The following is a 25,404-nucleotide window of genomic DNA, read 5'->3' as shown; positions in this document are numbered from 1 at the left end:
AAGATCGAACGATCCGTATTGCTCACTCAAGGAGGTTAATCGCATGTTCATGATCAAGAGAACGCTGGGCGCCATGACCCTGGCCCTGGTTTCCCTCTCCGCCTCGGCCATCGAATGGCAGGCGCTGCCCGGCAAGGCGCCCGAGCCTGCCGGCAACCCGACGACGCCGGCCAAGGTCGAACTGGGCAAGATGCTTTATCACGATCCACGCCTGTCCGCGAATGGCGTCCTCTCCTGCAACTCCTGCCACAACGTCATGGGCGCCGGCGATGACAACCGCCATGGCTCCATCGGCGTCAAGGACCAGGTCGGCGGCCGCAGCGCGCCAACCGTCTACAACGCGGCGTTCAGCTCCGTGCAGTTCTGGGATGGCCGCGCCCCCAGCCTTGAGGAGCAGGCTCGCGGTCCGGTGACCAATCCCGCCGAGATGGGCATGAAGAGCTGGGATGATGTCGTCGCCCGTCTCAAGGCGATGCCGGACTACACTCGCGCCTTCGCCGCGGCATTCGGCGGCGAGAACAGCGTGACGGCGGACAACGCGGTCAAGGCCATCGCCGCCTACGAGCGGACCCTGATCACACCCAACAGCCCCTACGACAAGTACGCCCAAGGCGACAAGGGGGCACTGTCCGAGCAGCAGGTGCGTGGCATGAATGCCTTCGCCGAGGTCGGCTGTGTCGGTTGCCATTCCGGTCCGGCCTTCAACGGTCCGGCTCTGCCCGAGGGCACCGGCTTCTACCAGAAATTCCCCGCTTACGAGAATGGCGTACTGGAGGCCAAGTACGGCTTCAGCCAGGATCTCGGCCGCTTCGAGGCGACGCACGATGCCTCCGACAAGCATTTCTTCCGGGTGCCGACGCTGCGCAATGTCGCCCTGACCGCGCCCTACTTCCACAACGGCAAGGTGCGGACGCTGGAGGAAGCCGTCAAGGTCATGGCCAAGACGCAGCTCAACAAGGAACTCACCGACGCCCAGACGGCCGACATCGTCGCCTTCCTGAATGGCCTGACCGGCGAATTCCCGAAGATCGAGATGCCGCGCCTGCCGGCCTACGCCAACAAGGCGTTCCCGACCGAATAAGGCGAATCATCGCGCCGGCACAAAGCCAGCCTTCGGGCTGGCTTTGTGTTGTCCGGTCAGTATTCGCGGTAGAGGGGCAGGGCGCGAATGCGGGCCGCGATCTCGCTGCGCATGGCCTCGTACTCCGGGCTGCCGATACCCTTGAAGCGCCTGCCGAACTCCTCGCTGTGCATGCTTTCCGGCAGGTCCTTCAGTTCGGGAAGGAACTGCGACTCGGCGATCGGCTGGTTCAGCAGCGCCTGGAGGCGCCGGGCCTTCTCCGGCGAGCGTACGGCGGTCTTGCCGAGCAGTGCGCCGGCCTCGTCGGCGGCCAGGTCGATGAAGCTGAAACCGCTGCCGTCGTGGGTATCGTGCAGCTCCTTGGCCAGGCCGATCATTTCCACCAGTGTGCCCTGGCCGGACATCGCCATGCTGGCCGCACCGAGAAAGTGCTTGGCGGTATCGACGCGCTTGTTCAGCAGCACCCGGCGTGGCGGTGGCTGTCGACCCGTACCCAGCATCGACGACAGATCCTTGCCGTTGGCATAGGCGCTCAGGACCACCAGGGCCGCGCGGTTTTCCTCGACCGGGTCGGCCCCCTCCTGGCTTCGCTGCTGCGCCAGCTGGAATAGGGGCGGCAGCAAGGAGGTCAGCCGCACGTACAGGTGTTCCCCCCGACGTTCCAGGATATCGGTGAGCCTTTCCTGATAGACCAGCAGGCGGCGCTTGTCGGCCACATCCATCAGCAGGCCGCGGAGTTCCCCCAGCACTTCCCGGTTCCAGTGCACGACCAGCCTGAGTCGGTCATCCTCGATCCCGACCGAGGCGACCATGTCTTCGGCGAGCTGCGCATACCGCGTCAGTGGCGGCAGCCTGAGCAGCAGCCTGACCAGGCCATTCGGCAGCACCAGGTCGCCGATCCGCAGGCGTTGCAGTTCGAACTGGCCGCTGCCGGTGTCGACGAGCAGCCGGATGTTGAGAAACAGCGAGGAAAATCCCGGCGGCCAGGCCAGGCTGACCTGGCCATCGATCAGATGGTCGTGGAAGGACACCTGCGCCTGGGCCGGCAGCCGTTTGCGGGCGATGGCCAGGCTGGCGGCCATGGCCAGGTCTTGCGCCGTGAGAGTGAACTGCTTCACCTCATGATCGGTGATGCTGCCCGCCAGCTTGGCCCCCAGCGCCTGGCGTGCCTGGGCGGGATTGGCCAGCGGTTCGCTGCCGGCCAAGCCGGGGTGTGTCTGCAGCGCCAGCGCGAGCAGCGTTCCCGCACCGAGCAGCAGCGATGCGGCCACGAGCAGCGCGCCCCTGACCACGCCTCGTCCCCGACAGCCCAGGCAGGCGGACATGGCAGCCGGTTCGATCGGTCCGGGGGTTATTGGCTGTCCGCGTAGACGTTCCAGGTATGCAGCTGATGGCAGCCGTCGACACTCATCCCCATGACCCTGATCCAGGCGCGTCCGGCGACGACCGGTTCCGGCAAGCGTGCGTCGACCTGGAAGCGCCCGCTGCGCTTGGGGGTTATGGTGATCTCGACCGGTTTCAGGTTGACCTGAACCTTGATCGACGAGGGCTCGGTATTGTCCGAGGCGGTGAAGGAGAAGCGTTCCAGCCGATTCACGTGGGCATCGCTGGCCGGTGTTTCCTCGAAAAACCGGGGATCGGTGCAATCGGTCAGGACGGCGCCATGGTGCCCGGTGGGCAAGGCCCAGCAGGTGGCCGCGGGCAGGAACATGCAGAGGGCAAAGACGGACAGCCATTTTGGTCGGCGATGGTGCATGGCGAAAACCTCATCGGGTGGGGGGAGCTAAAAGATACCGTGCCGGCAGAATTATTGCGCATTTTGCAACGTTGTTGCGGTTTAGCATCATTCCGTCCGGCAGTTGCCCGCCTTCAGCCGCGTCCAGCTTGTGCTAGAATGCGCGCCTTTGCGAGTGGCTGTGTGCAGCGCCGCTGCCGGCACATCCCCGTTATCGAACACTCACCTTCAGGATCCATCCCTCATGAAACTCGACCAGACACTGGTGAAGGTATTCAAATTCATTACCTTCGTCTTCTTCAGCTTTACCGCGCTGCTGTATGTCGGCGTATTGCTGCTGTTGCCGCTGGATGTCCTGTTCCAGATCGTGCGCCTTTTCCACGCGATGGGTCTGCCCACCGTGATCGCGGCGGCCCTGGGTATCGGTGCGGTTGGCTATCTCGGTCTGCAAGTCTCGAAAATGCCGGCGCTGTGCGCCCTGGTCGTCGATATCGGCAAGCAGCTGGTGGCCTTCGGCCATGCGCAGATCAGGCGCTGCGATGCGCTGATCGCGGAAACCGGCCAGGGCGGCGCCTGAGTTCGACCGCGCCGTCGGACAGCCCGTCCACACAGAAAGCCCCGCTTGATGCGGGGTTTTTGCTGAGGGCCCGGGCGCAGGCTGCGATGCGACTCCTTCCGGCGATCAGGAGGCTTCCCCGATGAGCACATACGACAAGGATCAACGGCTTGCCGACTGGCGCCAGCGTGCCCTGGATTTCGAGCAGGAGATCGGCAAGGCCGTCATCGGCCTCGATCGCGCCATCCGCCAGATTCTGATCGGCATCTTCGCCCGCGGGCACATCCTGCTGGAGGGCGACGTCGGGGTCGGCAAGACCACCCTGCTGCGGGCCGTGGCGCGTGGCCTGGGTGGCGCCTACGAGCGGATCGAGGGCACCATCGACCTGATGCCGGCCGACCTGGTCTATCACACCTACATCAACGAGCAGGGACGGCCACAGGTCGATCCGGGGCCCATCCTCAAGCATGGCGAACTGCTGTCGGTGTTCTTCTTCAACGAGGTCAACCGGGCGCGGCCGCAGGTCCATTCGCTGCTGCTGCGGGTCATGGCCGAGCGCAGCGTCACCGCCTTCAACCGCGAGTACCATTTTCCCTATCTGCAGATCTTCGCCGACCGCAACCGGGTCGAGCGGGAGGAAACCTTCGAGATACCTTCGGCGGCCCGCGACCGTTTTCTGATGGAGCTGCATATCGCCGCGCCCGGGGATCCCGTCCTGCAGCGCGAGCTGATGTTCAACCCGCGCTTCCACGATGTCGACCGGCTGATCGAAACCGTGCGGCCGGGTGTGATGCCCTATCGGGAAATCGCCGACATCGCGCCAGTGATCCAGAACCACATCCGCGCCAGCGAAGCCTTGCAGCAGTACGCGCTGGACCTCTGGGCGGCCACTCGTAGGCCGGCGGATTTCGGTCTGCGGCTCGACGGCGTGGACATGAATCAGCTCATCCTCGCCGGCGCCAGTCCGCGCGGTGTCAGCATGATGATGCGGGCAGCGCGCGTGAATGCCTGGCTGGAGGGACGTGGCCACATGATCCCCGAGGATGTGCAGGGCGTGTTCCGGGAAACCATCGCTCACCGGGTGTTCCTGACGCCGGTCTACGAACTGCGACGGGAGGCCATCGTCGGCGCGCTGATGGAGGGTCTGCTCCGGCAGGTGGCGGCGCCTTGATCGAGGCGTTCCACTACCGCGTTTCCTGGCGGGCCGCGAGTCCGCATCCCGGTACCCACGCCAGCAGCCAGAACGGCGGTAGCGATGAGTTCGCCGGGCTGGTTCCCTTTGTCGCCAGCCCGAATCCCCGCAACCTGGACTTGCGCGCCAGCCTTGGCGATCCCTTTGGCCAGCTCGCCGTCCGCCGCTTTCGCCAGCGCAGCCAGATTCCGGTGGTCGTCATCGCCGACCTGTCGGCATCCATGGGCTACCGTGGCACGGGCGACAAGGCGGCGACGGTTGCGCAATTCGTCGCCTCGGCAGCCTGGTCCGCCTTCCGGCAAGGCGACCGGTTCGGTTTCATCGCCGGCGACGAGCATCTGCATGAAGCGCTCTTTCTGCCCACCCGCCTGTATAAGGGCGGCGTGCCGGAGCTGGTCGAGCGCCTCGCCCTGGTCGCGCGCCAGGGGCGTTCGGCGGCCTCCCTGCGGCAGGCGGCGCAGCACCTCGGCAGGCAGCGTGCGCTGGTATTCCTGGTGTCGGATTTCCATTTTCCGCTGCAGGAGGCGCAGGCGCTTCTGGCCAGCCTGGCCCGGCACGATGTCGTACCGGTCGTCGTCTGGGACAGCGCCGAGTATGACCAGCTGCCGGAATGGGGCCTGGTCCTGGTCGAGGATCCGGAAACCGGCGGCCGGCGCCGGTTGTTCATGCGGCCGGCACTCAAGGCGCGCTTTCGCCAGCGCTTCGGCGAGCGCCGGGAGCTGCTGTCGGACAGCTTCCGCCGTCAGGGGCGCCCGCCGTTCTTCCTGATCGATCGCTTCGAGGCCGATGCCATGACGCGGTACTTCCTGTCCGGATTCTGACGCTTTGCCCTGCCGCTTGCCGGCAGTCCGGGTCACAGTTCATCCAGCACGTGGCGGCCGCCGAGGATGCGCATCTGCCCCTGGATCCATGCCTTGCGTTTCTGCACGTAGCGGGAGGGATCGTCGACGTGCAGGCGCTTCGGGTTGGGCAGGACGGCCGCCAGCCGTGCGGCCTCCTCGCTATTGAGGCGGGCGGCAGCCTTGTGGAAGAACATCTGCGCGGCAGCCTCGACACCGTAGATCCCGTCGCCGAATTCGGCGATGTTGAGATAGACCTCCAGGATGCGCTGCTTCGGCCAGCTGAGTTCGACCAGCAGGGTAAAGTAGGCTTCCAGAATCTTTCGCAGGTAGCTTCGGCCCGGATAGAGGAACAGGTTCTTGGCCGTCTGCTGGGTGATGGTGCTGCCCCCGCGCAGTGGCTTGCCGGCCCGGTTTCTCTCCAGTGCCTGTTCCATGGCCTTGAAGTCGAAGCCGAGATGCCGGGCGAAGGTCTGGTCCTCCGAGGCAACCACCGCCAGCTTGGCCTGCGGCGAGATGGCATCCCAGCCGACCCATCGGTAGTGGATGCGGTACTGATGGTCGCCGTCGAGCAGGGCCGAGGCGCGTTCGATCAGCATGAACATGCTGGTGGGCGGTGGTAGCCAGCGCAGGACCAGGACCGGTATGGCGCTGAGCAGGAACAGGCTGGCGGCCAGCCAGCGCAGCCGTCTGCCCCATGACCCTCCACGGACGCCGGGGGGCGCCCTGCGAGAGACGGGCAGGGGCCTGGGACGATGTGTCGGTTTCTTGCGGGACTGGGTGCGCGACATGCGGGCAGCCGGGATTTTACGGGGGCGCTTGCCGCCGGGAAGCGGCGTTCCGGGCGCAAAAAAGCCGGGTCGCGGCAAGCAACCCGGCCCTGGGGAATCCGCGGATTACAGGACGTTCAGCGCATTCAGGTCGGCATAGGCCTGCTGCAGGCGATCGACCATGCTGGTCTGGGCGGCACGAATCCAGACGCGTGGGTCGTAGTACTTCTTGTTCGGCTTGTCGTCACCCTCGGGGTTGCCGATCTGGCCTTGCAGGTAGCCTTCGTTCTTTTTGTAGAACTGCCGGATGCCGTCCCAGTAAGCCCACTGCGTGTCGGTGTCGATGTTCATCTTGATGACGCCATAGCTGATCGACTCGCGGATTTCCTCCTGGGTCGAGCCGGAGCCGCCGTGGAAGACGAAGTTGAGGCTGTTGGCCGGCAGGTTGTACTTCTCGGAAACGTGCTTCTGCGAATCGCGCAGGATGGTCGGGGTCAGCTTGACATTGCCCGGCTTGTAGACGCCATGGACGTTGCCGAAGGAAGCGGCAATGGTGAAGTTGGGGCTGATCTTCGACAGGTGTTCGTAGGCATAGGCCACGTCCGCCGGCTGGGTGTAGAGCATGGAATGATCCATGCCGCTGTTGTCGACGCCGTCTTCCTCGCCGCCGGTGCAGCCGAGTTCGATTTCCAGGGTCATGCCCATCTTCGCCATGCGGGCCAGATACTTGGCACAGATTTCGATGTTCTCCTGCAGGCTCTCCTCGGACAGGTCGAGCATGTGCGAGCTGAACAGCGGCTTGCCGGTCTCGGCGAAGAACTTCTCGCCATGATCCAGCAGGCCATCGATCCACGGCAGCAGTTTCTTGGCCGCGTGGTCGGTGTGGACGATGACCGGAACGCCATAATGCTCGGCCATCAGGTGGACATGCTTGGCGCCGGAGACGGCACCCAGGATCTGGGCCTGCTGGCCTTCGAGCTTGACGCCCTTGCCGGCGACGAACTGGGCGCCACCATTGGAAAACTGGATGATCACGGCGGACTGGGCCTTGGCGGCGGCTTCCAGCACGGCGTTGATCGAGTCAGTGCTGATGACGTTGACCGCCGGCAGGGCGAACTGGTGTTCCTTGGCGAAAGCGAAGACTTTCTGGACGTCCGCACCGGTGACGACGCCCGGCTTGACAATGTCTAGGAGTTTTTTTGACATCTCGGTTTTCCGTAATGGCAGGTTTGGGAAGCCGGTAAATATACCAGAATCGATATTCCCGAAGCACCCATTCAACGGGCCGTCAAGTTGACGCGGCGGCCGGCGGCGGCCAGAATACGCGCCATTTGCGCTGACCTCGGGTCCCCTTTCGCGAATGATGCAGCAGCCGTTTGCCGATGACGAGATTCTGGTCTCGATTCGCGGATTGACCTTTGGGTGGGGCTCGCGGCTCATCTTCGACGACGTCAACCTGGATATTCCGCGCGGGGGCATCACGGCCATCATGGGACCCAGCGGGACCGGCAAGACCACCCTGCTCAAGCTGATCGGCGGACAGCTGCGGCCGCAGCGCGGCACCATCCGCGTCGATGGCCACGATGTCCATGCGCTCGGACTCAGGGCGCTCTACGCATTGCGCAAGCGCATGGGCATGCTGTTCCAGAGCGGGGCGTTGCTGACCGATCTCAGCGTCTTCGAGAATGTCGCCTTTCCCCTGCGCGAACATACGCGCCTGCCCGAATCCATGATCCGCAGCCTGGTGCTGATGAAACTGGAAGCTGTGGGGCTGCGTGGCGCCCGCGACCTGATGCCGGCCCAGCTTTCCGGCGGCATGGCCCGCCGCGTGGCGCTGGCGCGCGCCATCGCCCTGGACCCCATGATGCTGATGTACGACGAGCCCTTCACCGGCCAGGATCCCATCTCGATGGGCGTGCTGGTGAAACTGATCCACGACCTGAACACGGAACTGGGCTTGACCAGCATCGTGGTATCGCATGATGTCGAGGAAACCGCGGCCATCGCCGATTACATCTATCTGATTTCTGGCGGCAAGGTGGTGGGACAGGGAACGCCGGCCGCCGTGGCCGATTCCGCTTCACCCTGGATACGACAGTTCATGCATGGCGATCCGGACGGTCCGGTACCGTTCCACTATCCGGCCGCCGACTACCACAGCGACCTGCTCGGCCAGGCCGCCTGACGCTCGATTGCGGGCGCTCCGATACATCAATCATGATCAACCGGTTCACGGGCATCTTCCAGCGGCTGGGGTGCGAGACCCTGAAATCCCTGCGCAAGCTTGGGCGCGGGCATGTGTTCCTCATCCACATGCTGGCCGGTCTGGGCGAGCTGTTGCGGCGCCCGCGGCTCCTGGTCGCCCAGCTGTACTCGGTCGGCGTCCTCACCGTGCTGCTGATCACGGTCTCGGGCCTGTTCGTCGGCATGGTGCTCGCCTTGCAGGGTTACAATGTGCTGTCCGACTTCGGCGCCGAGGAATCCCTGGGGGTGATGGTGGCCGCCTCCCTGGTGCGTGAACTGGGGCCGGTGGTCACGGCCTTGCTTTTCTCCGGCCGGGCGGGTTCGGCCCTGACCGCCGAGATCGGCCTCATGAAAGCCACCGAGCAGCTGTCCGGCATGGAAATGATGGCCGTCGATCCGGTCAGGCGCCTGATCGCGCCGCGCTTCTTCGCCGGTGTCCTGTCGATGCCGCTGCTGGCCGGCCTGTTCACCGCGGTCGGCGTCCTGGGGGGCTATTTCGTCGGTGTGGGCCTCCTGGGTGTGGATCAGGGGCCTTTCTGGTCGCAGATGCAGGCCAAGATCGATTTTTATGATGACAGCGTCAATGGGTTCATCAAGAGCCTGGTGTTCGGGGTGATCGTGGCCTGGATTGCCGTTTTCGAGGGCTATGATGCCTTGCCGACTGCCGAGGGTGTCAGCCGCGCCACGACCCGCTCGGTGGTGCATTCGGCCTTTGCCGTGCTGGGGTCGGATTTCGTGCTCACCGCGCTAATGTTTGGGGATTGACATGCAAGCCTCCAGGGCTGTTGAAATTTGGGTGGGCGTGTTCGTCGCGCTGGGCCTCCTGAGTCTGTTCTTCGTGGCCATGCAGGTCAGCAATCTGGGTGAATTCCGCTCGGCCAAGGGCAGCTATGTCGTCAGGGCCCATTTCGGCAACATCGGTGGCCTGCGGGTGCGGGCGCCGGTCTCCATGGCCGGGGTGACGGTGGGCCGGGTGGAGCGCATCGGCTTCGACGCCAAGCGCTACGAGGCTATCGTCGACATGCGCATCGACCCCGCATTCAGCAACCTGCCCGAGGATACCAGCGCCAGCATCCTCACCGCCGGCCTGCTGGGCGAACAGTACGTGGGCCTGTCGCCGGGCGGTTCGGACGACTATCTCAAGGATGGCGACGAGATCGAGCTGACGCAGTCGGCCATGGTGCTGGAACAGCTCATCAGCCGGTTTCTGTTCAACAAGGCGGAAGAGGGTACGGGCAAGGCGGCCCAATCCGCAACCGATGCCAAGGCTGATAGCCTGGCGGCCAAGGCCGACACGGCTGCCGCCGCGAAGCTGGCCGGACCGGCCGCCAGGTCCCAGGCAGGGCCGCCTGCTGCCCGGGCGACAGCGAGGGCCGGCGACAGGGCACCGGCGGAGTCGAAGCCGGCGTCGAAAAAACCGCATTGACCATGTCTTCCGCTGCGGGCACGGCTGCCAGCCTGGCGTTCGAAGGCGTCGCCGGCGAGGGGCGCTACCGGCTGCTCGGCGACATGAGCTTCGACACGGCTGTCCCCGCATTGCGCCAGGCCGAGCCCCTGTTCCGCGGGGGGATGCCGCTGGTGTTCGATCTCGCCGGCGTGACCCGCGCCGACAGTGCGGGGGTCGGTCTGCTCATCGAATGGCTGCGGCTGGCCCGGCAGGCAGGCTGCCCGCTGCACTACGCGAACCTGCCGGAACCGCTGCGCGCCATAGTGCGGGTATGCGGGATCGCGGACATGCTGCCGCTCGAAACGCCGCCGCCCTTCCTCCCTGACTGAATTCAACTCGAGGCAAGAGACTCACTGATGGACAAGCTTCTGATCACCGGCGGCATTCCCCTGAACGGGGAGTTGCGCGTATCCGGCGCCAAAAATGCCGCGCTGCCGATCCTGGCCGGCACCCTGCTTTCGGAGACGCTAGTGAGCGTCGGCAACGTCCCCCACCTGCTCGACATCACCACCACCATGGAACTGCTCGGGCGCATGGGCATCGGCCTGACGGTCGACGAGAAGCTCAACATCGAGGTCGACACCCGCAGCATCGGCAGCTACCTGGCGCCCTACGATCTGGTCAAGACCATGCGCGCCTCCATCCTGGTGCTGGGGCCACTGGTCGCGCGTTTCGGCCAGGCGGAGGTGTCGCTGCCCGGCGGCTGCGCCATCGGCGGCCGGCCGGTCAACCTGCACTTGCAGGGATTGGCGCAGATGGGCGCCGAGATCGACGTGCGCAACGGCTACATCCACGCCCGCGCCAAGCGCCTGAAAGGCTGCCGGCTGGTGCTGGACCTGGTCACCGTGACCGGCACCGAAAACCTGATGATGGCGGCCACCCTGGCCGAGGGCACCACCGTCATCGAGAATGCGGCACGCGAGCCGGAGGTGGTGGACCTCGCCAACTTCCTCAACATGATGGGCGCCAGGATTCACGGTGCCGGGACCGACGTGCTCGAAATCGAGGGCGTCCCGTCGCTGTCGGCTGACGGTCGCCTTTACCGCGTGATGCCGGACCGCATCGAGGCCGGTACCTATCTGGTGGCCGCGGCGATCACCGGCGGCCGGCTGAAGCTGAAGGATGTGCGGCCCGAGATTCTCGACGCCGTGCTGCAGAAGCTGCGCGAGGCCGGCGCCCGCATCAGCGTCACCGACGACACCGTCGAGCTGGACATGGGCGGGCAGCGCCCGCATGCCGTCTCCATCCGCACGGCGCCCTATCCGGCCTTCCCGACCGACATGCAGGCCCAGTTCATGGCCCTGAACGCGGTCGCCGATGGTGTCGGCGTGATTACCGAAACCATCTTCGAGAACCGCTTCATGCATGTGCAGGAAATGCAGCGCATGGGGGCCGACATCACCGTCGAGTCGCACACCGCCATCATCCGCGGCAAACCGGCCCTGACCGGCGCGCCGGTGATGGCGACCGATCTCCGCGCCTCGGCCAGCCTGGTGCTGGCAGGGCTGGTCGCGGAAGGGCAGACCATGGTCGACCGCATCTACCATATCGATCGCGGCTACGAATGCATCGAAGAGAAACTGTCACAACTGGGCGCGGAAATCCGCCGCGTGCCGCAATAATCCGACCATGCTGACACTCGCCTTATCCAAGGGCCGCATCTACGACGAAGCCGTCGCCCTCCTGGCCCGCATCGGCATCGAACCCACCGTCGATCCCGGCAAGAGCCGCAAGCTGATCCTGCCGTCCAATCGCGCCGGGCTGCAATTTCTCATCATCCGCGCCAGCGACGTGCCCACCTATGTCGAATACGGCGCCGCCGATCTGGGCATCGCCGGCAAGGATGTGCTGGCCGAGTACGACGCAACCGGGCTCTACGAGCCGCTCGACCTGGGCATCGCCCGTTGCCGGCTGATGACCGCTGGCCGGCCCGGCCTGAGTTTCAAGCCCGGCAGCCGGCCGCGGGTTGCCACCAAGTACGTCAAGACCGCACACCGCTATTTCGCGTCGCTGGGCATCCAGGCTGAGATCATCAAGCTCTATGGCTCGATGGAACTGGCGCCGCTGGTGGGGCTTGCCGACTGCATCGTCGACGTCGTCGATACCGGCAAGACCCTCAAGGCCAATGGCCTGGAGCCGCTGGAGCTGATCATGGACGTGAGCAGCCGGTTGATCCTCAACAAGGCCGCCATGAAGATGAAACATGCCGAAGTCACCGGCTTCATTGCCGAACTGCGCCAGGCGCTGGCACAGGAGGGGACACCATGCTGAGCCTGCGCCGCCTCGATAGCCGGGATCCCGATTTCGACCAGCGCCTGCAGGCGCTGCTGGCCTACGACGAGACCTCGGACGCCGATGTCCATGCGCGGGTAAGGGCCATCATCGGCGATATCCGCCAGCGGGGCGACGAGGCCCTGCTGGAGCTGACCCGCCGCTTCGACCGTTTCGACCCGGGCAGCGCGGAAGGTCTGGAACTCGACCCGGCTGTCCTGCGCACCGCCTGGGAGGGGCTGTCCCCGGCGCTGGCGGATGCGCTCGAAACCGCCGCCGCCCGTATCCGCGCCTATGCCGAGCACCAGAAGCTCGCCTCCTGGCAATACACCGAGGCCGATGGCACGCGGCTGGGACAGCAGGTCACCCCGCTCGACCGGGTCGGACTCTATGTACCGGGTGGCAAGGCCGCCTACCCGTCGTCGGTGCTCATGAACGCCATTCCGGCTCATGTCGCCGGGGTGCCGGAGATCGTCATGGTGACGCCGACCCCCGGCGGCGAGCTCAACCCGCTGGTGCTGGCTGCCGCGCACCTGGCTGGCGTCAGCCGTGTCTTCCGCATCGGCGGCGCACAGGCGGTGGCGGCACTGGCCTACGGCACGGCGCGGGTGCCGCGGGTGGACAAGATCGTCGGTCCCGGCAACATCTATGTGGCCACCGCCAAGCAGCTGGTCTTCGGCCAGGTGGGCATCGACATGATCGCCGGTCCCTCGGAGATTCTGGTCATCTGTGACGGCAGGACCGATCCCGACTGGATAGCGATGGACCTGTTCTCGCAGGCCGAGCATGACGAGGACGCCCAGGCCATCCTCGTCGCCACCGATACCGCTTTCCTCGATGCCGTGGACGCCAGCATCGGGAAACTGCTGCCAACGATGGAGCGGGCCGAGGTGATCCAGACCTCGCTGGCCTCGCGCGGCGCCCTGATTGCCGTACCGGACCTGGATACGGCTGCCGCGGTGGCCAATCGCATCGCTCCCGAGCATCTGGAGCTTTCCGTCGCCGATCCCGAGGTGCTGGCGGCCCGTATCCGCAATGCCGGCGCCATCTTCATGGGCCGTCACACGGCCGAGGCGCTGGGGGATTACTGCGCCGGCCCGAACCATGTGCTGCCCACGGCCGGCACGGCCCGGTTTTCCTCCCCGCTGGGCGTGTACGATTTCCAGAAGCGGTCGAGCCTGATCTTCTGTTCGCCCGAGGGTTCGGATACCCTGGCGCGCACCGCGTCCGTGCTCGCGCGCGGCGAGGGCCTGAGCGCTCACGCCCGCTCCGCCGAGTATCGCTTGAGGCCGTCGCCATGAGCCGCGCCGATTCCCGCCTCGAGGTCCTGCTGCGACCGGAGGTCAGGGCGCTTGCCGCCTACCATGTGCCGGATGCGCGCGGCTACATCAAGCTGGATGCCATGGAAAACCCCTACGCCTGGCCAGAGGAAACCACCCGCCTGTGGCTGGAACGGTTGCGCGGCGCCGAACCCAATCGCTACCCCGATCCGGCCTGCGGCAACCTGAAAAGGGCGCTCAAGGCGGCCAATGGCGTTCCCGGGGATGCCGAGCTGTTGCTGGGCAACGGGTCCGACGAGATCATCCAGATTCTGCTGATGGCCCTGAAGCCGGGATCGGTGGTCATGGCCCCGGTGCCGACGTTCGTGATGTACCGGCAGCTCGCCGTCAGCCTGGCGCTGCCGTTCGTCGGCGTGCCGCTCCGGGCCGGGGATTTCGCGCTGGACATCGGCGCCTTCCTCGCCGCCATGGCGGAACACCGGCCGGCCATCGTCTTCCTGGCCTATCCCAACAATCCCACCGGCAACCTGTTCGATGCCGCCGACGTGGCACGGATACTCGATGCTGCGCCAGGTCTGGTCGTGCTGGACGAGGCCTATGCACCCTACGCCGATGCCGGATTCATGGATCGCGTGGGGCAGTACGACAACCTGCTGGTGATGCGCACCCTTTCCAAGCTGGGGCTGGCGGGCTTGCGGCTGGGCTTTCTGGCGGGGCCGCCGGACTGGATCCGGGAACTGGACAAGCTGCGCCTGCCTTACAACATCAATGTGCTGACCCAGCTCAGCGCCGAATTCGCGCTGGAGCAGCAGGCGGTGTTCGCTGCCCAGGTCGCCGCCATTCGCGAGGATCGCGCGCGGCTGGCAGCGGCCCTGGCGGAGATCGCGGCGGTCCGGGTTTATGACAGCCAGGCCAATTTTCTCCTGCTGCGTCTGCTGCGCCATGACGCCGACCGGGTATTCGAGGCGCTCAAGGCGGCCGGCGTGCTGATCAAGAACCTGCACCCGGCCGGGGGGGCGCTCAGTCAGTGCCTGCGGGTCACGGTCGGCAAGCCGGAGGAAAACCAGCGCTTCCTCACCGCCTTCCGGCAGGCACTGGCCGAGACGGCTTAGCGCTCCCCGGGTCTGGGGCGATATCCCGTAACGGGGATGATCGGGTTTTTCTTGACCCTCGTGGCGATCTCCCACAAAATCCTACCCAGAAGTCTCAGGGAAACAATGAATTTCAATCCGGGACCGGCAAGCTGGCATCGAGGCATGTCAGCCCTGTCCGTCGGTTCCTTCCCGTAATGGAGTATCTGCATGATCAATGGCGTGGATAACGAAAAGCGCCGGTTTCTGACGAAGGCGGCCACCGTGGTGGGCGCCGTGGGGGCGGGATTCGTGGCCGTGCCTTTCATATCCTCGATGCAACCCAGCGCCAAGGCGGAAGCCATGGGTGCCCCGGTGGAGGTGGATATCGCCGGCTTGGAGCCGGGCCAGCGCGTTGTGGTGCTGTGGCGCGGCAAGCCTGTCTGGGTGGTGCGGCGGACCCCCGAGGCGCTGGCAAATCTGCCGCAACTCGACCCGGTGCTGCTGGATCCCAAGTCGGAGCAGTCGGAGCAGCCGGCGGCGGCCCGCAACGAGTCACGGGCCATCAGACCCGAGGTCTTCGTGGCCATCGGTGTCTGCACGCATCTGGGCTGCTCGCCCACCTACCGTCCGGATATCGCCCCGGCGGACCTCGGTTCCGACTGGAAGGGCGGTTTCTTCTGCCCCTGCCATGGTTCGAAGTTTGATATGGCCGGCCGCGTCTACAAGGGTGTGCCGGCCCCCGTCAATCTGGAAATCCCACCTTATTACTTTGCCAGCGAGACCCGTATCGTGGTCGGCCTGGACGGAGAGAAAGCCTAAATGAGTCAGAGGGGCACTAGCTTTCGCGAGTGGCTGGACGAGCGTCTGCCGATCGGCAAGTTTCTGGAAGATCAACTGCTGAAATACTACGCGCCGAAGAATTTCAATTTCCTGTACTTCTTCGGCTCACTGGCTCTCCTGGTGCTGGTCAACCAGATTCTCACCGGCATCTGGCTTGCCATGCACTTCAAGCCTGCCGCCGATCTGGCGTTCGACTCGGTCGAGTACATCATGCGCGACGTCAGCTGGGGCTGGCTGTTGCGCTACCTGCATTCCACGGGGGCCTCGCTGTTCTTCGTGGTCATCTACATGCACATGTTCCGGGGGATTTTCTACGGGTCCTTCAAGAAGCCGCGCGAGCTGCTGTGGCTGTTCGGCATGGTCATCTTCGTGCTGCTGATGGCGGAAGCCTTCATGGGCTACCTTCTCCCGTGGGGGCAGATGTCCTATTGGGGCGCCCAGGTCATCATCTCGCTGTTCGGGGCCATCCCGGTCGTGGGCGAGGAGCTGGCCACCTGGGTTCGCGGTGACTATGTGATCGCGGATGCGACCCTGAACCGCTTCTTCGCCCTGCACGTCGTCGGCGTGCCGCTGGCCATCCTGGCGCTGGTCGTGCTGCACCTGGCGGCTCTGCGTACCACCGGCTCGAACAATCCGGACGGAATCGAGATCAAGAAGAACCGCGATCTCGTGGGCATTCCCCGGGACGGGATTCCCTTCCACCCGTACTACACGGTGAAGGATCTCTACGTCGCCGGGCTGTTCATCACCATCTTCGCCTGGATCGTCTTCTATACGCCCGAAATGGGCGGGCTTTTCCTCGAACACCCCAACTTCGAGCCGGCCGACCCGATGAAGACCCCGGAGCATATCCAGCCGGTGTGGTACTTCACGCCGTTCTACTCGATCCTGCGGGCGATACCGAGCAAGCTGGGCGGCGTTCTGGCGATGGGCGCGTCGATTGTGGTGCTGTTCCTGCTGCCATGGCTGGATCGTTGCCCGGTAAAGTCGATCCGCTATCGCAGCCCCCTGTTCAAGCTGGCCCTGACGGCCTTCGTCATCAGCTTCCTGGGTCTCGGCGTTCTGGGCACCAAGCCTGTCACCGAAACCTACACCCTGATGGCGCGGGTGTTCTCCGGCATCTACTTCGCTTTCTTCCTGCTGTTGCCGTTGTTCTCGTCGGTGGAAATCACCAAGCCTGTGCCCGAGCGCCTGACGGAGCCCGTCATCCCCCTGTCGAAGCGTGAAGGATTCCAATGGCGTCTGATCGAGGATGGCTTGCGTGCGGTCGAACACGCGCCGCTAGTCATCAGGTGCCGGGAAGCCCTGTCGAAAGTGCTCGGGAAAAATTCGTGAAGTTCAACCGCATGAAACAAGCATTCGCAATCCTTCTCCTGTCTGCCGCCTCGCTGGGAGCCAGGGCCGAGTCGGGCGTCGGGCTGGAACATGCCGATGTCGACGTCTTCGATCAACTCTCGGTGATCCGCGGCGCCGGCCATTTCGCCAATTATTGTCTGGGTTGTCATGGCCTCAAGCAGATCCGCTATTCCCGCATCGCCAAGGATCTGCATGTCAGCGAGGACAAGCTGCGCGAATTCTTCCTGCACGGCGATGCCAAGATCCACGAACCCGTGCACACGGCGATGAGGGCCGAGGATGCCAGGCTCGCGTTCGGGGTCGAGCCGCCGGATTTGTCCCTGATCGTTCGCGCCCGTGGCGCCGACTGGGTATACAGCTACCTGAAGGGTTTCTACGAGGATTCCGGGCGCCCCTTCGGTGTCAACAATCTGGTGGCGCCCAATGTGGCCATGCCTAACCCACTGTGGCAGCTGCAGGGCCCGCAGGCACCGGAGATGGGCCGGGTGGATGGCAAGCTGGAGGTCGTTGGCGTCAAGCGCACCGGGCCCGGAGCGATGAGTCCCCGCGAGTTCGACAGGGCGCTGAACGACCTGGTCAGCTTTCTCGCCTATGTCGGCGAGCCGTCCGCCTTGCAGCGGATACCGCTGGGCAAGTACGTGATCGCCTTCATGCTGTTGCTGACCTACATTTTCTACCGGCTCAAGAAGGAATACTGGAAAGATATCGACTGATCTTTCCGGGCCGGCCGGCCAGGCATACCCTCATTCCATTCGCCGAGCATGTTCTACGAGGCGGGACGACCTGATCTTGCAGGTCGGCCCGCTGATTGTCTTTTCCAGCCACGCATGAGTTCGTTGAAGCCCTATCTGATCCGGGCCATCTATGATTGGATCGTCGACAACCATTTCACGCCTTACCTGCTGGTCAACGCCGAGGCAGAGGGGACGGTGGTGCCCCGTGCCTATGTCCAGGATGGGCGTATCGTGCTCAATATCCGGCCCGAGGCCGTACAGGGGCTCTCGCTTGGCAACGACCATGTGCTCTTCAGCGCCCGTTTTGGCGGCAAGCCCATGCAGGTGGACGTGCCGATGCGGGCCGTTCTGGCGCTTTATGCGCAGGAAAACGGCCGTGGCATGATCTTCGACGAGGAGGAGGACGGCGATGAGACACAGCCGCCGACGCCACCCGAACCCACGGCGCCCACGCCTCCCCCGCGCAGGAAACCAACCCTCAAGGTCGTCAAGTAGACGCGCATCCCGGCCCCCCTGGGGCCGGGCTCGCGCCAGGGCTTCAGTAGGTCAGCGTCACGCCGGCATAGCCGGCCAGGCGGGTCGTGCCGTAGCCATAGACTTCCTGATATTCCTTGTTGAACAGGTTGTCAATGCGGGCGAACAGCTTCACATAGGGATTGAGGTTGTAGCTCCCGGCCAGATTGGCGATGGCGTAGGCCGGCACGCGGGTGTCCAGGACACCGTCCTTTTCGCCGACGGCAATCACCACCAGATTCATGTCGGCATCCTTGAGGAAGCGGTAGTTGGCCTCGAAATTGCCTTTATCCCGTGGTCGATTGACCAGCGCCTTGCCGGTGTTTTCATTCAGGGTTGCATTGAAGGTGTAATTACCCCGCAGGGTCAGATTCTCGATCGGATTGACCTGGAAAAAGGCTTCCACACCTTCGGCCCGCGCACTTTCGATGTTTTCCGCCTTGAACCAGTTCGCTGGATTGGCCTGGATCAGGTTGTCGAAGTGGTTGTTGAAATAGGTGGCGCCAAACTGGATGCGCCGCTCCAGAAACGCCTGCTCGAAACCCACGTCCCAGTTACGACTGGTCTCCGGTGAAAGCTCGGGGTTGCCATAGAAGGGGGCGTAGAGTTCATACAGGGTCGGTACCTTGAAGCCGGTACCATAGTTTCCTTTCAGCTTGGTGCCGGTCTCGTCGATCAGGACCGCCTCGGTAACGCTCCAGGTCACCTTGCTGCCGACCCGATTGTTCTCGGCATAGCGAACGGAGGCCGTGGTGTAGGAACGGTCAAGCAGGTCGAACTGGTCCGATAGGTAATAGCCCTGGGTGTTGTAGTTCTGGCTGCCGATGCCCTCGCTCTGGTTGACCAGCGTATCCTCCTCGTCCTCGAGCCCGAGCGTCAGCGTGTTGTCCTCCGGCAGGTGCAGGATGTGCTGCCAGTCACCCTTGAGCTTGGTGCCCTCGTAGGTGCCGGAAAGGTCGAAGGGCAGGGCGGGGTCCCAGTTGTTGTAGTCGCGGTTGGTCAGGCCGTAGGCCACGCCCAGCGTCTGTTCCCACAGGTTGTCGAGAAGCTTGAAGTGCGTGAAGCCGCGGGTGTACAGCTCGCCGGTCGTGCCGGTGTAGTTGAGGGCGTCGGTGGGCGCGTTGGGCCGGATGGGATCGCCGAACATGTAGTCCAGGGCGCTTTTCCCGTGGTTGTAACGAAGGTTGACGCCGAAATCGAGGTTTTGCAGGGCCTGATAGCCTGCCCGGCCATCGACCGTGGTGTTGCGGTACCAGTCGCGTTCCGGATTGTCCCAGAGATAGTCGGCAGCGGAAAATCCGTGCGTCTGGGTTTCGCTGGCTGTCAGTGCGTAATTGAAGTCGTCCAGTTCCCCGGAGGCCGACCCCAGCACCTTGAAGGTGTCGTAACTGCCACCCTGGGACGACAGGCTGAACTTGGGGGCTCCCTTGCCCTTCTTGGTCACGATGTTGATGACACCGCCGATGGCATCCGAGCCATACAGCGCACTCTCGCCGCCGCGCAGGATTTCGATGCGTTCGATATTGTCGACGGTAAGGTTGGCGAAATCGAAGGCACCGACCGGCGACGACGGATCGTTCATTTCCACCATGTCGATCAGCACCAGGGTCTGGCCTGAACCCGCGCCGCGGGTATAGACGCTGGTCATGCGGCCCATGCCGCCACTGTTGAGGATATCGAGGCCGGGGATCAGTCGCAGGGCATCGGCCACGCTCAGAACCTGCCGCTTCTGGATCTCATCGGCGGTGATCACGGTAATCGAGGTTCCCGACTGTTGCATCGGCGATTCGTAGCGGTTGGCTGTGACGACGGTGGTTTCCAGTTCGGGTACGGCATCTTCCGCCGTCGAGGCGACGAGCGCCGGCGAGGCGGCTGCAAGCAGCAGGGTGGAGGGTAGGTGAAAGCGGTTCATCTCAATGCTGTCTGTGTTCCGTTGTGCCGCGCACACCCGCACGGCAGGAGAATCGTCACGGAGACAGCACGGTATCGACGGCAACGGCAGCCTTTGCCGCGGAACGACATCGAACCAGCGTTGCCCTCCGCAACGGTCGGCAGGTCGTTTCGGGGCCGGTATCCGGGCTCATCGGTGGCCCTGGGGCCCGGGCTTGCCGCCTTCCCATGCGCAGGCACAGTGGCAGGAGTGACAAGCTTTAACCGATTTACCGTTGCGGGGGCAGCGCCGGCTTTGGGAGATTCCTCACCGGCTTCCCGTTTAACCCAGCGCGGGGATTGCGCCGGGCACCTCGAAAGCGGGCGGCAGTTTACCAGCTGATGGGAGGCAAAAACCAATCCGGCGGCATGGCGAGGGATAAAAATCCTGTTGCAATCGCGTCAGCATCCCGTCATGCGATTACCCGTCCGGGCTGTGACAGGCGGCCGGCATCCGCGGCTCGATCGTTGTCTGCCCTCTGTCTAGAGGTTGTCTTCCCGTAGCGTCTGGATCCGGCCCTCCCGTTCCGCCAGGGCCAGTTCCGCGTGGTCGTGCCGGTTCTGCTCGGCGTAGGCGAGGGCGAATTCGCCGATGGCCTCGTCGAAGACGGTCGATTTGCCCAGATATCCGCTGATGAGGGTGGCATTGCTGGACTTGGCATGCGCGCGGGCCAGCGCCCAGGCGCAAACCTCGCCATAGCGCCGCAGCTTGACCGGACAGGATTCCTCGAGCGGCAGCGAGAATTTCATGTCACGCATCTGTCGCGCATAGAAATCATGCCCGTGAGGCCCCTTGGCCCAGCCGAGGAAGATATCGCTGGACGATTGCATCAGCCGTTGGCCCACGACCACGCGCTGCCCCTGGTTCTCATAGGCGGAGCCACCGGCATAGGGGGCCAGGACCGAGGGACAGGCTTCCTTGACCTGCAGCAGCAGCGGCTGGTTCTGCTCCGAAAAGAACAGAGCGACATAGCAGCGGGTTCCCACGCTGCCGATACCGACAACCTTCAGCGCGACATCCTCGATGCGATAGCGGTCGAGCAGCACCCGGCGCTCGTCCGGGAGCGAGGCGCGATAGGCCGCGAGCGCCTGCATGGCCTTCTCGCGGAAGGCCGCCTCATCCGGTGGATGAAAGAGGAATGGCGGCTGGTCCAGCAGGCGCGGGCGTCCGCCGACGGACTTGGTGATGCGCGGGAACAGCCGGTCGCCCACCCGCTGGCGGGCCCGCGCGGCATAGCTCTCGCGCCGCTTGCGGGCCTTGGCGTCGGGCGCCAGGGCGATCAGCGTGTCCATGTCCAGCCGGCTGTACCAGACCTCCAGCGGGTTCATGCTCGAGTAGCGCCGCAGCTGCTCGCGATAGGCCCGGACGCATGCCACTGCGGCGGTGGTGACGGCCTCCGCGTTGAAGCCAAAGTCCTGTCCCGCCACGACCAAGCTGACGGTCAGGCGCTTCAGATCCCATTCCCAGGGAGCCGGGAGGGTTTCGTCGAAGTCGTTGATATCGAACAGCAGGATGCGTTCGGCGCTGGCGAACAGGCCGAAATTCAGCAGGTGGCAATCGCCGCAGGTCTGCACCCTGATGCCGGTGGTTGGGGTCAGGGCGAGATCATGGGCCATGAGACCGGCCGAGCCGCGCAGGAACGTGAAGGGGCTGCGCAGCATGCGGCCATAGCGGATCGGCACCAGTTCCGGCAGCCGGTCACGGTTGGACTGCTCCAGGAGCGCGATCGGGTCGCGTCGGGCCGAGGCGCTTGGCCAGTCGGCGTGGCTTCGGCGCGGCACGGCCTCGCGCAGGGCCTTGCCGGCCGCCAGATGTTCCTCGCGCGAGCAAAACACGGGCGCCTCCGGCACCTGGAGGGCTTTCTTTCTGGGCGGGCGGGACTGGGGCAAGCTTGGAGCCTCCTGGAAAGGGCTGGGCAGGGCGCGGAAAGGCGATGCGTCCTGCCTGGCAGTCGCTTCGGGTCAGTCGCCGGGCGGCGGCGGTGCCAGCACCTCGCGGCTGCCGTTGGTTTCCGCGGGGCCGACGATGCCCGCGTTCTCCATGTCCTCGATCATGCGCGCCGCGCGGTTGTAGCCCACCTTGAAACGTCGCTGGACGCTGGAGATGGACGCCTTGCGCGATTCGGTGACGAAGCGCACCGCCTCGTCGTACAGCGGGTCGGATTCCTCGCCGCCGCCGCTGTCGCCATTGCGGTAGCCGCCGGCATCGCCGCTGCCGGCGTCCTCGGAAAAGCGGGTGATTTCCGTGATGTATTTGGTCGGGCCGGTCCGCTTGAGGAATTCCACGACCTGGTGCACCTCGTCGTCGGAGACGAAGGCGCCATGGGCACGCATGGGCAGGCCGGTGCCCGGGGGCAGGTAGAGCATGTCACCGTTGCCGAGCAGGGATTCGGCCCCGCCCTGGTCGAGGATGGTCCGCGAGTCGATCTTCGACGAGACTTGGAAGGCGAGGCGTGTCGGGATGTTGGCCTTGATGAGGCCGGTGATGACATCGACCGAGGGCCGCTGTGTCGCCAGGATCAGGTGCAGTCCGGCGGCGCGCGCCTTCTGTGCCAGGCGGGCGATCAGCTCCTCCACCTTCTTGCCGACGATCATCATCATGTCGGCCAGTTCGTCGATGACGATGACGATGAAGGGCAGGGGTTCCAGGAAGGGCGCTTCGTCATTCTCGGTCAGCAGGTCCGGCGACCACAGCGGATCGCGGATCGGCTCGCCGGCGGCGCTGGCCTCGCTGACCTTCTGGTTGAAGCCGGCGAGATTGCGCACGCCCATCAGCGACATCAGCTTGTAACGGCGCTCCATCTCCGCCACACACCAGCGCAGGGCATTGGCGGCTTCCTTCATGTCGGTGACCACCGGCGTCAGCAGGTGCGGGATTCCCTCGTAGACCGACAGTTCCAGCATCTTGGGGTCGATCATGATCAGGCGCACGTCCTCGGGCCGAGCCTTGTAAAGCATACTGAGGATCATGACATTGACGGCGACCGACTTGCCGGAGCCGGTCGTGCCCGCCACCAGCAGGTGCGGCATGCGGGCGAGATTCGCGACCACGGGATGGCCGCTGATGTCCTTGCCCAGGGTCAGCGTCAGCGGCGAATGGCTATCCTGATAGGCGGGTGAGGCCAGCACCGAGTGCAGCAGCACGGTCTCCCGTTCCTCGTTGGGAATCTCGAGACCGATGACGGTCTTGCCGGGAATGATCTCGACGACCCGGACACTGTTGACGGAGAGGGTGCGGGCCAGGTCCTTGGCCAGGCCACTGATGCGGCTGACCTTGACCCCAGGCGCCGGCTGCACCTCGAAGCGGGTGATGACGGGCCCCGGGTGCACCTCCATCACCTGCACCTCGACGCCGAAGTCGTCCAGGATGGCTTCCAGCTGGCGCGACATCTCCTCCAGCTGGACAGTGCTATAGCCGCGGATACGCGGCGCCCGGTCGTTGAGCAGGTCGAGGGTCGGCAGCTGGCCAGCGTGCACGGGGGGCAACTCGGCCGGCTTCTGGGGTTTGCGTGGTTTCGGGCTGGCGACGTCGACGACGGGGGCGCTGGCCGGTGGCGGGACTGATGGCTTGGGCCGGCGGGCACGCTCCGTGGCTTCGCCGGATGGGCGGAAGGACGATGCCGGTTCGGTTTCGCCCTCCTGGGCCTTCGCCTGTCGGCGTGGCCAGGACCAGCGGTTCCGCTGCGGCAGCAGGATGCTCACCCGTCTGGCCAGGGACAGGCCTGCTTGGCCCGCGCCGTCCAGGACCCAGACCCACGACAGGCCGGTACACAGGGAGACCCCGGCCAGCAACTGTGTCACCAGCAGGATGGTCATCCCGGACGTGCCGAAGGCATGGTAGAAATGATCCGAGATTTCACGGCCGACGATGCCGCCGTAACCCTCCGGCAGTTCCAGCCGGGGACGCACCATGAAGCGCTCGGTGATGCCGGTGGCCGCTATCAGGGCGATTCCGAAGCCCAGCCACCGCAGGGCCGTATCGGCCGGCGCCGGGCGCTCGTCTCCGGCATGGCGGTAAACCCGGTAACCGTAGTAGGCCAGCAGGAAAGGCAGGAGGTGAGCACTGATACCGAACAGCGACAGGAAGAAATCGGCCAGCCAGGCACCGGCGCTGCCGGCCCCGTTGTGTATGTCAAGGCGGCTGCCGCCGTGACTCCAGCCGGGATCGTCGAGATCGAAGGTTGCCAGGGAGATCAGCAGCAACAGCGAGATGGCGAGGTAAAGGAGCAGGATGGATTCCCGCAGCCCCCTGAGCAGGGCCGTACCCAGATCGCGACCCAACGCCAGTTTTCTCAGAACCTCAAGCAAACTCTTTCCCCCTCTCCATCCCCTGATTGGCGGCACCGCTGCCCGCGGCGATACCGTTGATACGGCCATTGCCGGCTATTTTGCCCCACTTCGCCCCGGGGGTCATGTTCGCCGGCTCCGCAAGGCTCGACCCTGGCAGCAATCATGGCTATGCTTGCCGATTTTCACAGAGCCGTGCGACGCTGGCGGCGGAGTCCCCGGACAGGCCGGGTTTTCCGGCATCCTCGCCAGTCGCCGACGCTGCCTGATCGCCTACCCGAGGACACCATGGCCGATGCTAAACACTGTCGATTGCTGATTCTGGGCTCCGGCCCGGCCGGCTATTCCGCCGCGGTCTATGCCGCCCGCGCCAACCTGAAGCCTGTCCTGGTGACGGGACTCGAGATGGGCGGCCAGCTGACCACCACCACCGATGTCGACAACTGGCCCGGCGACGCCGACGGCGTCCAGGGTCCCGAGTTGATGGAGCGCATGAAGCGCCATGCGGAGCGCTTCGAAACCGAGATCCTCTTCGACCATATCCACACGGCCGAACTCGGCAGCCGGCCCTTCCGGCTTGTCGGTGATGCCGGCGCCTACACCTGCGATGCGCTGATCATCGCTACCGGGGCTTCGGCGCGGTATCTGGGATTGCCATCCGAGGAGGCCTACAAGGGCAAGGGGGTCTCCGCCTGCGCGACCTGCGACGGCTTCTTCTATCGCAACAAGCCGGTGGCGGTCGTCGGCGGCGGCAATACCGCGGTCGAGGAAGCCCTGTACCTGTCCAACATTGCCTCGCGCGTGACCGTGATCCATCGGCGCGACCGGTTCCGCTCCGAGAAGATTCTCTCCGACAAGCTGCTGGAACGTGCCCGCACGGGCAACGTCAGCATCCAGTGGAACCATACGCTGGCGGAGGTGCTGGGCGACGACCAGGGCGTCACCGGCATCCGCATCCAGGCCGTCGAGGGCGGCGCCACCCAGGATATCGCTGTCGAGGGCGTCTTCATCGCCATCGGTCACAGCCCGAATACCGGCATCTTCGATGGGCAGCTGGAGATGCGCAACGGCTATATCCAGATCAGGAGCGGTACCGAGGGCAACGCGACGGCGACCAGTGTGCCCGGCGTTTTCGCGGCCGGTGATGTGGCGGACTCGATCTACCGGCAGGCGATCACCTCGGCCGGGTCGGGCTGCATGGCGGCGCTGGATGCCGAAAAGTATCTGGACGCCCTGGACTGACCACCGGCATTTTCC

The 25,404-nt window shown here is 64.8% G+C and carries 24 protein-coding genes and 1 riboswitch; of the genes, 17 read left to right on the top strand and 7 right to left on the bottom strand.

Annotation, left to right across the window (positions count from 1 at the left end; genetic code table 11):
* Positions 1–43 precede the first annotated feature (43 nt).
* A complete protein-coding gene (locus ACYQ1H_RS08125; protein ID WP_460027547.1) occupies positions 44–1,081 on the top strand; it encodes a cytochrome-c peroxidase in 1,038 nt (345 codons plus the stop codon).
* Positions 1,082–1,137: 56 nt separating this feature from the next.
* Here the strand turns inward: ACYQ1H_RS08125 and ACYQ1H_RS08120 are convergent, their stop codons facing one another.
* Positions 1,138–2,406: a YfiM family lipoprotein gene (locus tag ACYQ1H_RS08120; RefSeq protein ID WP_460027546.1), complete on the bottom strand. Its 1,269-nt coding sequence runs from the start codon at positions 2,404–2,406 to the stop codon at positions 1,138–1,140.
* A 26-nt stretch (positions 2,407–2,432) separates the two neighbouring features.
* Positions 2,433–2,837 carry a hypothetical protein gene (locus tag ACYQ1H_RS08115; protein WP_460027545.1) on the bottom strand — a complete coding sequence of 135 codons (405 nt, stop codon included), beginning with the start codon at positions 2,835–2,837 and terminating at the stop codon, positions 2,433–2,435.
* 223 nt (positions 2,838–3,060) lie between these two features.
* Here ACYQ1H_RS08115 and ACYQ1H_RS08110 point away from each other — a divergent pair, with 223 nt between their 5' ends.
* The 3 genes from ACYQ1H_RS08110 to ACYQ1H_RS08100 all read left to right on the top strand — a co-directional run bounded on the left by ACYQ1H_RS08110 (position 3,061) and on the right by ACYQ1H_RS08100 (position 5,385).
* Complete coding sequence (locus ACYQ1H_RS08110; RefSeq protein WP_460027544.1) at positions 3,061–3,393, top strand: hypothetical protein; 333 nt, start codon at positions 3,061–3,063, stop codon at positions 3,391–3,393.
* A 121-nt stretch (positions 3,394–3,514) separates the two neighbouring features.
* A complete protein-coding gene (locus tag ACYQ1H_RS08105; RefSeq protein ID WP_460027543.1) occupies positions 3,515–4,543 on the top strand; it encodes an AAA family ATPase in 1,029 nt (342 codons plus the stop codon).
* Positions 4,540–5,385: a DUF58 domain-containing protein gene (locus ACYQ1H_RS08100; protein ID WP_460027542.1), complete on the top strand. Its 846-nt coding sequence runs from the start codon at positions 4,540–4,542 to the stop codon at positions 5,383–5,385. Before ACYQ1H_RS08105 ends, ACYQ1H_RS08100 begins: the two co-directional genes overlap by 4 nt.
* A 32-nt stretch (positions 5,386–5,417) precedes the next feature.
* Here the strand turns inward: ACYQ1H_RS08100 and mtgA are convergent, their stop codons facing one another.
* Together mtgA and fbaA are read right to left on the bottom strand one after the other, a co-directional pair.
* Positions 5,418–6,194: a monofunctional biosynthetic peptidoglycan transglycosylase gene (gene mtgA / locus ACYQ1H_RS08095; RefSeq protein WP_460027541.1), complete on the bottom strand. Its 777-nt coding sequence runs from the start codon at positions 6,192–6,194 to the stop codon at positions 5,418–5,420.
* A 105-nt stretch (positions 6,195–6,299) separates the two neighbouring features.
* Entirely contained in the window at positions 6,300–7,379 is a 1,080-nt protein-coding gene (gene fbaA, locus ACYQ1H_RS08090) for a class II fructose-bisphosphate aldolase (protein WP_460027540.1), read from the bottom strand.
* 154 nt (positions 7,380–7,533) lie between these two features.
* Between fbaA and ACYQ1H_RS08085 the strand changes: the two genes are divergently transcribed.
* The 12 genes from ACYQ1H_RS08085 (at position 7,534) to ACYQ1H_RS08030 (ending at position 17,913) form a co-directional block, all read left to right on the top strand.
* Positions 7,534–8,358, top strand: a complete 825-nt coding sequence (locus ACYQ1H_RS08085; RefSeq protein WP_460027539.1) for an ABC transporter ATP-binding protein — start codon at positions 7,534–7,536, stop codon at positions 8,356–8,358.
* Positions 8,359–8,390: 32 nt separating this feature from the next.
* Positions 8,391–9,182, top strand: coding sequence for a lipid asymmetry maintenance ABC transporter permease subunit MlaE (mlaE, locus tag ACYQ1H_RS08080; protein WP_460027538.1), 792 nt, complete (start codon positions 8,391–8,393; stop codon positions 9,180–9,182).
* Position 9,183: 1 nt separating this feature from the next.
* Positions 9,184–9,843, top strand: coding sequence for an outer membrane lipid asymmetry maintenance protein MlaD (gene mlaD, locus ACYQ1H_RS08075; protein WP_460027537.1), 660 nt, complete (start codon positions 9,184–9,186; stop codon positions 9,841–9,843).
* Between the two features lie 2 nt (positions 9,844–9,845).
* The gene (locus ACYQ1H_RS08070) at positions 9,846–10,193 is read left to right on the top strand and encodes an STAS domain-containing protein (protein WP_460027536.1); all 348 of its coding nucleotides are present in this window, start codon (positions 9,846–9,848) and stop codon (positions 10,191–10,193) included.
* 27 nt (positions 10,194–10,220) lie between these two features.
* Positions 10,221–11,486 (top strand): UDP-N-acetylglucosamine 1-carboxyvinyltransferase, encoded by a 1,266-nt coding sequence (gene murA, locus ACYQ1H_RS08065; RefSeq protein ID WP_460027535.1) that lies wholly within the window; start codon positions 10,221–10,223, stop codon positions 11,484–11,486.
* A gap of 7 nt (positions 11,487–11,493) precedes the next feature.
* Positions 11,494–12,135, top strand: a complete 642-nt coding sequence (gene hisG / locus ACYQ1H_RS08060; RefSeq protein WP_460027534.1) for an ATP phosphoribosyltransferase — start codon at positions 11,494–11,496, stop codon at positions 12,133–12,135.
* Positions 12,129–13,436, top strand: a complete 1,308-nt coding sequence (gene hisD / locus ACYQ1H_RS08055) for a histidinol dehydrogenase (protein ID WP_460027533.1) — start codon at positions 12,129–12,131, stop codon at positions 13,434–13,436. The genes hisG and hisD overlap by 7 nt, the downstream gene beginning before the upstream one ends.
* Positions 13,433–14,527 carry a histidinol-phosphate transaminase gene (gene hisC, locus ACYQ1H_RS08050; protein WP_460027532.1) on the top strand — a complete coding sequence of 365 codons (1,095 nt, stop codon included), beginning with the start codon at positions 13,433–13,435 and terminating at the stop codon, positions 14,525–14,527. Before hisD ends, hisC begins: the two co-directional genes overlap by 4 nt.
* Positions 14,528–14,716: 189 nt before the next feature.
* Complete coding sequence (gene petA / locus ACYQ1H_RS08045) at positions 14,717–15,307, top strand: ubiquinol-cytochrome c reductase iron-sulfur subunit (RefSeq protein WP_460027531.1); 591 nt, start codon at positions 14,717–14,719, stop codon at positions 15,305–15,307.
* Positions 15,308–16,663 carry a cytochrome b gene (locus tag ACYQ1H_RS08040; protein WP_460027530.1) on the top strand — a complete coding sequence of 452 codons (1,356 nt, stop codon included), beginning with the start codon at positions 15,308–15,310 and terminating at the stop codon, positions 16,661–16,663. It begins immediately after the preceding gene.
* 11 nt (positions 16,664–16,674) lie between these two features.
* On the top strand, positions 16,675–17,397 hold the full coding sequence (locus tag ACYQ1H_RS08035; RefSeq protein ID WP_460027529.1) for a cytochrome c1: 723 nt from the start codon (positions 16,675–16,677) through the stop codon (positions 17,395–17,397).
* A gap of 114 nt (positions 17,398–17,511) precedes the next feature.
* Positions 17,512–17,913 (top strand): ClpXP protease specificity-enhancing factor, encoded by a 402-nt coding sequence (locus ACYQ1H_RS08030; RefSeq protein WP_460027528.1) that lies wholly within the window; start codon positions 17,512–17,514, stop codon positions 17,911–17,913.
* 43 nt (positions 17,914–17,956) lie between these two features.
* On the opposite strand, the gene ACYQ1H_RS08025 is transcribed toward ACYQ1H_RS08030, so the two are convergent.
* The 3 genes from ACYQ1H_RS08025 to ACYQ1H_RS08015 form a co-directional block, all read right to left on the bottom strand.
* Positions 17,957–19,843 (bottom strand): TonB-dependent receptor plug domain-containing protein, encoded by a 1,887-nt coding sequence (locus ACYQ1H_RS08025; protein ID WP_460027527.1) that lies wholly within the window; start codon positions 19,841–19,843, stop codon positions 17,957–17,959.
* A 136-nt stretch (positions 19,844–19,979) separates the two neighbouring features.
* Positions 19,980–20,192, bottom strand: a riboswitch (cobalamin riboswitch).
* A gap of 151 nt (positions 20,193–20,343) precedes the next feature.
* Positions 20,344–21,750 carry a DUF2252 domain-containing protein gene (locus tag ACYQ1H_RS08020; protein WP_460027526.1) on the bottom strand — a complete coding sequence of 469 codons (1,407 nt, stop codon included), beginning with the start codon at positions 21,748–21,750 and terminating at the stop codon, positions 20,344–20,346.
* Between the two features lie 72 nt (positions 21,751–21,822).
* Positions 21,823–24,168 (bottom strand): DNA translocase FtsK, encoded by a 2,346-nt coding sequence (locus ACYQ1H_RS08015; RefSeq protein WP_460027525.1) that lies wholly within the window; start codon positions 24,166–24,168, stop codon positions 21,823–21,825.
* Between the two features lie 267 nt (positions 24,169–24,435).
* Between ACYQ1H_RS08015 and trxB the strand changes: the two genes are divergently transcribed.
* Positions 24,436–25,389: a thioredoxin-disulfide reductase gene (gene trxB, locus ACYQ1H_RS08010; RefSeq protein ID WP_460027524.1), complete on the top strand. Its 954-nt coding sequence runs from the start codon at positions 24,436–24,438 to the stop codon at positions 25,387–25,389.
* Positions 25,390–25,404 lie beyond the last annotated feature (15 nt).

Source organism: Methyloparacoccus murrellii (genome assembly GCF_054657115.1).
Note: the sequence above shows the minus strand (reverse complement) of the source record. Positions and strands in the feature narration are given on the sequence as shown.

Bases quoted from the DNA above. Each gene is read 5' to 3' on its own strand.
- murA (WP_460027535.1), top strand. From the start codon at position 10,221: ATGGACAAGCTTCTGATCACCGGCGGCATTCCCCTGAACGGGGAGTTG.
- ACYQ1H_RS08115 (WP_460027545.1), bottom strand. From the start codon at position 2,837: ATGCACCATCGCCGACCAAAATGGCTGTCCGTCTTTGCCCTCTGCATG.
- mtgA (WP_460027541.1), bottom strand. From the start codon at position 6,194: ATGTCGCGCACCCAGTCCCGCAAGAAACCGACACATCGTCCCAGGCCC.
- mlaE (WP_460027538.1), top strand. From the start codon at position 8,391: ATGATCAACCGGTTCACGGGCATCTTCCAGCGGCTGGGGTGCGAGACC.
- ACYQ1H_RS08110 (WP_460027544.1), top strand. From the start codon at position 3,061: ATGAAACTCGACCAGACACTGGTGAAGGTATTCAAATTCATTACCTTC.
- mlaD (WP_460027537.1), top strand. From the start codon at position 9,184: ATGCAAGCCTCCAGGGCTGTTGAAATTTGGGTGGGCGTGTTCGTCGCG.
- ACYQ1H_RS08085 (WP_460027539.1), top strand. From the start codon at position 7,534: ATGATGCAGCAGCCGTTTGCCGATGACGAGATTCTGGTCTCGATTCGC.
- ACYQ1H_RS08040 (WP_460027530.1), top strand. From the start codon at position 15,308: ATGAGTCAGAGGGGCACTAGCTTTCGCGAGTGGCTGGACGAGCGTCTG.
- petA (WP_460027531.1), top strand. From the start codon at position 14,717: ATGATCAATGGCGTGGATAACGAAAAGCGCCGGTTTCTGACGAAGGCG.
- ACYQ1H_RS08120 (WP_460027546.1), bottom strand. From the start codon at position 2,406: ATGTCCGCCTGCCTGGGCTGTCGGGGACGAGGCGTGGTCAGGGGCGCG.
- hisD (WP_460027533.1), top strand. From the start codon at position 12,129: ATGCTGAGCCTGCGCCGCCTCGATAGCCGGGATCCCGATTTCGACCAG.
- hisC (WP_460027532.1), top strand. From the start codon at position 13,433: ATGAGCCGCGCCGATTCCCGCCTCGAGGTCCTGCTGCGACCGGAGGTC.
- ACYQ1H_RS08105 (WP_460027543.1), top strand. From the start codon at position 3,515: ATGAGCACATACGACAAGGATCAACGGCTTGCCGACTGGCGCCAGCGT.
- ACYQ1H_RS08125 (WP_460027547.1), top strand. From the start codon at position 44: ATGTTCATGATCAAGAGAACGCTGGGCGCCATGACCCTGGCCCTGGTT.
- fbaA (WP_460027540.1), bottom strand. From the start codon at position 7,379: ATGTCAAAAAAACTCCTAGACATTGTCAAGCCGGGCGTCGTCACCGGT.
- ACYQ1H_RS08025 (WP_460027527.1), bottom strand. From the start codon at position 19,843: ATGAACCGCTTTCACCTACCCTCCACCCTGCTGCTTGCAGCCGCCTCG.
- hisG (WP_460027534.1), top strand. From the start codon at position 11,494: ATGCTGACACTCGCCTTATCCAAGGGCCGCATCTACGACGAAGCCGTC.
- trxB (WP_460027524.1), top strand. From the start codon at position 24,436: ATGGCCGATGCTAAACACTGTCGATTGCTGATTCTGGGCTCCGGCCCG.
- ACYQ1H_RS08030 (WP_460027528.1), top strand. From the start codon at position 17,512: ATGAGTTCGTTGAAGCCCTATCTGATCCGGGCCATCTATGATTGGATC.
- ACYQ1H_RS08070 (WP_460027536.1), top strand. From the start codon at position 9,846: ATGTCTTCCGCTGCGGGCACGGCTGCCAGCCTGGCGTTCGAAGGCGTC.
- ACYQ1H_RS08035 (WP_460027529.1), top strand. From the start codon at position 16,675: ATGAAACAAGCATTCGCAATCCTTCTCCTGTCTGCCGCCTCGCTGGGA.